Below are 4914 nucleotides of genomic sequence, written 5' to 3'. Positions count from 1 at the left end.
CAGGCGGCGGGCCGCCGAGGGCGCCGGACGGGTCTGAACCGGCCCGGCGCCCCGCGGATCCGCTACCAGCGGCGGGCGCGCCATTCGGCGAGGTTGGGGCGCTCCGCGCCCAGCGTGGTGTCGTTGCCGTGGCCGGGGTAGACCCAGGCCTCGTCCGGCAGGGCGTCGAAGATCTTCTCGTTGACGTCCCGGAAGAGGCTCTCGAAGGCCTCCTTGTCGCCCCAGGTGTTGCCGACCCCGCCCGGGAAGAGGCAGTCGCCGGTGAACACGTGGGGGTGGCCCTGCGGGTCGTCGTAGACCAGCACGATCGCCCCGGGGGTGTGGCCGACCAGGTGCCGGACGGTCAGTGCGCAGCGGCCCACCGCGAGGGTGTCGCCGTCCGCGAGCGGCAGGGCGGTGGGGACGTCGATGCCCTCCGCGTCGTGCTCGCCGGCCGCGGTGCGGGCGCCGGTGGCGGCGACCACCTCCTCCAGTGCGTTCCAGTGGTCGCGGTGCCGGTGGGTGGTGACCACGGTGGCCAGGCTCTCGCCGACCGTCTCCAGCAGCACCGGCGCGTCCGCCGCCGCGTCGATCAGCAGTTGCTCGTCGGTGTCGCGGCAGCGCAGCAGGTAGGCGTTGTTGTCGTACGGCCCGACCGCCACCTTGGTGATGATCAGGTGCGCCAGCTCGCGCACGTCCGGCGGCCCGCCGACCTTGACCGCTCCGTGGTACGTCATCGTCCGCTCCTCGTCCGGCTACAGGGAATCAGGATCATCCTCGCGCCGTCAGCCCAGCGGGGGAAGCCAGGGGAGCGCGGTGTCGGGGGTGCGGCGCAGGCCGTCGCCGTCGGCGCGGCCGGAGAGCCAGGCGAGCAGGGCGCGGACCGGGCCCTCGACGGTCAGGGCGGGGGCGCCGGTGCCGATCACGGCGCGCTCGGCGGTGTCCTCGGCGAGCAGCTCGACGGCGGGCAGGTCGGCGCCGGCCAGCTTGCCGCCGAGGCGGCGGAACTCGGCGGAGGCGAACTCGGCCGACCAGTGCGCGGGGGTGTAGCCGGCGTCGAGGTCGACGTGGTGGTACTCGACCTCCGCCAGGCGCTTCCAGGGGATGTCGGAGGCCGGGAAGACCGCGCCGCTGCGGTGCCGGACCTCGGCGGCCCAGGCCTCGGCGGGCAGCCGGGCGGAGGCCGCGGCGAAGCGCTCGCCGGTGGCCCCCAGGTCGGCCAGCTGGACGTCCACCGGGCGGGGCGCGCCCTCCTCGATGCCCCGGTCGCGGGCCTCCTCGCTGGTGTACTGCGGGATGTCGGTGCCGGTGCGGGCGCCGTCCAGCAGGTTGACCAGGGAGTCGGCGTTGCGGGCGAGGTGGGCCAGGACGTGGCCGCGGCTCCAGCCGGGCAGCGCGGAGGGCTCGGCGACCGCGTCGGGCTTGAGCTCGGCGACGGTGCGCAGCAGGTGCCGGGTGGCCTCCTCGACCAGGGCGAGGTGGTGCGCGGCGCGGTCGGCGGCGGACTGCGGGTCGGTCATCGGATCGGCCTTCCGGGAGGGTGGGCGCGTTGCCCGCACGGGGCTCCGCTCGTTGAAGGGGTGACGCCGGGGACGACGCTACCGCCGTTGCCCGCTGCTGAGCAGGGGCTTTTCGGGCCGGGCGTCAAGGCTCCGCAGGCCGTCCTCACTCGTTCGGGTGGACCCGGCTGGACATGGTCGTTAATCGAACGCGTGAGCTAGTAGGCTGGCTGCCGCATCCTGGAAGAAGTACACCTTTCGTTTCCCAGCACTCTCGCCCCGGAGAAAGGCGCCAGAAGCAGTGGCCGACCGCCTCATCGTCCGCGGTGCTCGCGAGCACAACCTCAAGAACGTCTCGCTCGACCTGCCCCGCGACTCCCTCATCGTCTTCACGGGCCTCTCCGGCTCCGGCAAGTCCTCGCTCGCCTTCGACACCATCTTCGCCGAGGGCCAGCGCCGCTACGTCGAGTCGCTCTCGTCCTACGCCCGCCAGTTCCTCGGCCAGATGGACAAGCCCGACGTGGACTTCATCGAGGGCCTCTCCCCGGCCGTCTCGATCGACCAGAAGTCCACCAACCGCAACCCGCGGTCGACCGTCGGCACCATCACCGAGGTCTACGACTACCTCCGCCTGCTGTTCGCCCGGATCGGCAAGCCGCACTGCCCGCACTGCGGCCGCCCGATCGCCAAGCAGTCCCCGCAGGCCATCGTCGACAAGGTGCTCGAACTCGCCGAGGGCACCCGTTTCCAGGTGCTCAGCCCGGTGGTACGCGAGCGCAAGGGCGAGTTCGTCGACCTCTTCGCCGACCTCCAGTCCAAGGGCTACGCCCGCGCCCGGGTGGACGGCGAGACGGTCCAGCTCGCCGAGCCGCCCAAGCTGAAGAAGCAGGAGAAGCACACCGTCGAGGTGGTGATCGACCGCCTCACCGTCAAGGAGAGCGCCAAGCGCCGCCTGACCGACTCGGTGGAGACCGCCCTGCGGCTGAGCGGCGGCATGGTCGTGCTCGACTTCGTCGACCTCCCCGAGGACGACCCCGAGCGCGAGCGGATGTACTCCGAGCACCTCTACTGCCCGTACGACGACGTGTCGTTCGAGGAGCTGGAGCCGCGCTCGTTCTCCTTCAACTCGCCGTTCGGCGCCTGCCCGGACTGCTCCGGCCTCGGCAACCGGATGGAGGTGGACCCGGAGCTGGTGGTGCCCGACGAGGAGCGCTCGCTGGACGAGGGCGCCATCCACCCGTGGTCCGGCGGCCACACCAAGGAGTACTTCCAGCGGCTGATCGACGCCCTGGCCGGGGAGCTGGGCTTCCGCACCGACATCCCCTGGGCCGGGCTGCCGGCCCGCGCCAAGAAGGCGCTGCTGCACGGCCACAAGCACCAGGTGCAGGTCCGCTACCGCAACCGGTACGGGCGCGACCGCTCCTACAGCACCGGCTTCGAGGGCGCGGTGCCGTTCATCCAGCGCCGCCACCAGGAGGCCGAGAGCGACTCCAGCCGCGAGCGCTTCGAGGGCTACATGCGCGAGGTGCCCTGCCCGACCTGCCGGGGCACCCGGCTCAAGCCGGTGGTGCTCGCGGTCACCGTCGAGGGACGCTCGATCGCCGACGTCTCCTCGATGTCGATCAGCGACTGCTCGGACTTCCTCGGCGCGATGAAGCTCAACGCCCGGGACAAGCAGATCGCCGAGCGGGTCCTCAAGGAGGTCAACGAGCGGCTGCGCTTCCTGGTCGACGTCGGCCTGGACTACCTCTCGCTGGACCGCGCGGCCGGCACCCTCTCCGGCGGCGAGGCCCAGCGCATCCGGCTCGCCACCCAGATCGGCTCCGGCCTGGTCGGCGTGCTCTACGTGCTGGACGAGCCGTCCATCGGCCTGCACCAGCGCGACAACCACCGGCTGATCGAGACCCTCGTCCGGCTGCGCGACATCGGCAACACGCTGATCGTCGTCGAGCACGACGAGGACACCATCAAGATGGCCGACTGGGTGGTCGACATCGGCCCCGGCGCCGGCGAGCACGGCGGCAAGGTGGTGCACTCCGGTTCGCTGAAGCAGCTGCTCGGCAACAAGGAGTCGCTGACCGGCCAGTACCTCTCCGGCAAGCGCTCCATCCCGATCCCGGACACCCGGCGCGGGCGGGACCGGAAGCGCCAGCTCACCGTGCACGGCGCCCGCGAGCACAACCTCAAGGACGTCACGGTCGGCTTCCCGCTCGGCACCTTCACCGCGATCACCGGTGTCTCCGGCTCGGGCAAGTCCACCCTGGTCAACGACATCCTCTACACCCACCTCGCCCGGGAGCTGAACGGCGCCCGCACGGTGCCCGGCCGGCACACCCGGATCACCGGCACCGAGCTGGTGGACAAGGTGGTGCACGTCGACCAGTCGCCGATCGGCCGCACCCCGCGCTCCAACCCGGCCACCTACACCGGCGTGTTCGACCACGTCCGGCGGCTGTTCGCGGAGACCCAGGAGGCCAAGGTCCGCGGCTACCTGCCCGGCCGGTTCTCGTTCAACGTCAAGGGCGGCCGCTGCGAGAACTGCTCCGGCGACGGCACCATCAAGATCGAGATGAACTTCCTGCCGGACGTCTACGTGCCGTGCGAGGTCTGCCACGGCGCCCGGTACAACCGGGAGACGCTGGAGGTCCACTACAAGGGCAAGTCCATCGCCGAGGTGCTGGACATGCCGATCGAGGAGGCCCTCGGCTTCTTCGAGGCCGTCCCGGCGATCGCCCGCCACCTGCGGACGCTCAACGACGTCGGCCTCGGCTACGTCCGGCTCGGCCAGTCCGCGCCGACCCTCTCCGGCGGCGAGGCCCAGCGCGTCAAGCTCGCCTCCGAACTGCAGAAGCGCTCCACCGGCCGGACCGTCTACGTGCTGGACGAGCCCACCACCGGCCTGCACTTCGAGGACATCAGCAAGCTGATCAAGGTGCTCACCGGCCTGGTGGACAAGGGCAACACGGTGATCGTCATCGAGCACAACCTCGATGTCATCAAGACCGCCGACTGGATCGTCGACATGGGCCCCGAGGGCGGCTCCGGCGGCGGCAGCGTGGTCGCCGAGGGCACCCCCGAGGAGATCGCGGCCGTCCCGGAGAGCCACACCGGCAAGTTCCTGCGCGACATCCTGCCGGGCGACTTCGCCGACGCCCCGGTCAAGAAGCCGGCCAGGGCGGCGGTCAAGGCGACGGCCGCCAAGACCACCAAGGCGACGGCCAAGGCGCCGGCCAAGACCGCGGCCCCGCGCAAGCGGGCGGTGGCGGCCAAGAAGTAGCCCGCTCCCGACGGCGACCGCCCCCGGACTCACCGGGGGCGGTGTCGTCGTACCCGTGATGTCCGCCGTTCCCGTGATGTCCGTGGTTCCGGGAAGTCGTCGTTCCTGTGAAGTCGTCGTTCCCGTGCCGGCTCAGGCGAGGGCGAGCAAGAGCTTCTC

At 71.5% G+C, this 4914-nt stretch carries 3 protein-coding genes; 1 reads left to right on the top strand and 2 read right to left on the bottom strand.

From position 1 onward, the window contains the following. Positions 1–62: 62 nt before the first annotated feature. Together ACFU74_RS36055 and ACFU74_RS36050 are read right to left on the bottom strand one after the other, a co-directional pair. A complete protein-coding gene (locus ACFU74_RS36055) occupies positions 63–716 on the bottom strand; it encodes an MBL fold metallo-hydrolase (RefSeq protein WP_380764354.1) in 654 nt (217 codons plus the stop codon). Between the two features lie 48 nt (positions 717–764). Then, positions 765–1499 carry a maleylpyruvate isomerase family mycothiol-dependent enzyme gene (locus ACFU74_RS36050; RefSeq protein WP_380764353.1) on the bottom strand — a complete coding sequence of 245 codons (735 nt, stop codon included), beginning with the start codon at positions 1497–1499 and terminating at the stop codon, positions 765–767. A gap of 280 nt (positions 1500–1779) precedes the next feature. Between ACFU74_RS36050 and uvrA the strand changes: the two genes are divergently transcribed. Beyond that, complete coding sequence (gene uvrA / locus ACFU74_RS36045) at positions 1780–4755, top strand: excinuclease ABC subunit UvrA (RefSeq protein ID WP_380764352.1); 2976 nt, start codon at positions 1780–1782, stop codon at positions 4753–4755. Positions 4756–4914: the final 159 nt, after the last annotated feature.

It is taken from the genome of Kitasatospora sp. NPDC057500 (genome assembly GCF_042802195.1).
GTDB lineage: Bacteria > Actinomycetota > Actinomycetes > Streptomycetales > Streptomycetaceae > Kitasatospora.
Note: the sequence above shows the minus strand (reverse complement) of the source record. Positions and strands in the feature narration are given on the sequence as shown.

What these genes read in the sequence shown, in the direction of transcription:
- ACFU74_RS36055 (WP_380764354.1), bottom strand. Translation starts at nt 716, where the DNA reads ATGACGTACCACGGAGCGGTCAAGGTCGGCGGGCCGCCGGACGTGCGC.
- ACFU74_RS36050 (WP_380764353.1), bottom strand. Translation starts at nt 1,499, where the DNA reads ATGACCGACCCGCAGTCCGCCGCCGACCGCGCCGCGCACCACCTCGCC.